Source organism: Desulfoluna spongiiphila, from assembly GCF_900101345.1.
Lineage (GTDB): Bacteria > Desulfobacterota > Desulfobacteria > Desulfobacterales > Desulfolunaceae > Desulfoluna > Desulfoluna spongiiphila.
On the sequence record NZ_FMUX01000007.1, the window covers coordinates 1,101 to 2,546 of the forward strand.

Sequence of the window (1,446 nt, forward strand, 5' to 3'; positions counted from 1 at the left end):
CTTTTTGCGCTTGTTGTAGAAACAAGAGAACCGCTGCTTGATGTCCTTGACGTAGGCCGACAAACTGCAAAACCGCTCTCGATACTCTTCCAGCCGCCCCTCGGGAAATCCGATACCTTCTCCATAAAGCAGATGAAAACGTGTTCGCACCTCTTCATTGGACATGCTACCCCCAGGGCTCACCTCCACCAGCAAATGGAAATGGTTTCCCATGATGGCAAACCCCAGAACCTCGACGCTGTAAATCGCCGAATACCTCTGAATGATCCGTACCAATACATCTTTCTCGACCTTGCCGAACGGAAGACCGTCCAGTGCAGTCCGGCTGATCACATGGTACGCGGCCTTTTGACCTGAATCCGTCACGACCATACGGGGAACTCGCGGCATAACACCCTCCTTCCCGGTATTGCAGAATCTGATGTGAGGTTGAATCAAAAATGATTTTTTGAATTATTCAGACAGGATATCGACGCACACAACTATCTCACAGGCGGGCATGGAGTGTCCAGTATAAAGAGCCTGTCCCTAATTTCGCTAATTTCCCTTCGGATGTCTTTTTGCTCTTCAAGCTGTATGGGTAATGGTTGAGCTGCGTCTCTTTTCCTCCGGAGTGTTTCCGGGGGTGTTTGATCCGAAAAAACAGGGGAAGAAGGTCATAGGGAAAACAGGTTATAGGGCATAGGTCATAACCTGATCACCGTTTACGTGTTACACGGTGCAGTGTTGATGTCTTGGTGTTTTTTGGTTCTTCTGGTGCACGGAGTGCACCCTACGATGGATGACGGTTATTGGCTTTTTTTCCTCACCACGGGCACCATTCACCAACGTACCGGGCCTTAGCAAACCGGCTTGTGTGCTTTGTATGCCCTCTTACCTATTCCCTATTAACTAATCCCACTATCCACTAAAAAACTGGGGACTTCATCATGACCTCATTGAACAGCCACTCTTCACCCGGCATGTTTTCCGGATCGGAGATTTCCGAGTTGTGTGATTCCATCAAGGATGTTCACCGGTTGCTGAAATCGGTGGGTGATTTTTTTACCGAGTTGGAGGGAGCCGAAAATCCGGGCGGTAACGGCCTTCAACTTGACTTCAAGCGGTGGGGAATTCGGACCATCACCGAGGATCTGCTGGCCCGGCAGTACGCCAAGATCGACCGCATGGTGGCCATTTACAGGGAAGAGCAGGAGAGCATGAAAGAGCGGGGGAAAACGACGAATGGGGCCAGGGTACCTCTGCTGTGAGGCTGATTTTGGTTTGGTTCTGTTTGTTTTGATTATACTGGAGCCAGTATCTCGTGGTGAGATCCTTCGTGGGAGGAAGGGGAAAAAAGCCGCACGGGAGTGCGACGATCCTAAGGAGTGCCGGTGTTCGGTCCACGTGGGGGTAGTGAAACTGTGGGGGCTCACGGAAAAAAGCCGCACGGGAGTGCGGCGCTCC

General features: G+C 51.1%; 2 protein-coding genes. One reads left to right on the forward strand and one right to left on the reverse strand.

Going from position 1 to position 1,446, the window contains the following annotated elements; all coding sequences use genetic code 11:
- The coding region (locus BLQ12_RS27405; RefSeq protein ID WP_175469651.1) for a transposase at positions 1 to 390 on the reverse strand (390 nt) is incomplete at its 3' end.
- A 539-nt stretch (positions 391 to 929) separates the two neighbouring features.
- Here BLQ12_RS27405 and BLQ12_RS10770 point away from each other — a divergent pair.
- The gene (locus tag BLQ12_RS10770) at positions 930 to 1,250 is read left to right on the forward strand and encodes a hypothetical protein (RefSeq protein WP_092210665.1); all 321 of its coding nucleotides are present in this window, start codon (positions 930 to 932) and stop codon (positions 1,248 to 1,250) included.
- Positions 1,251 to 1,446 lie beyond the last annotated feature (196 nt).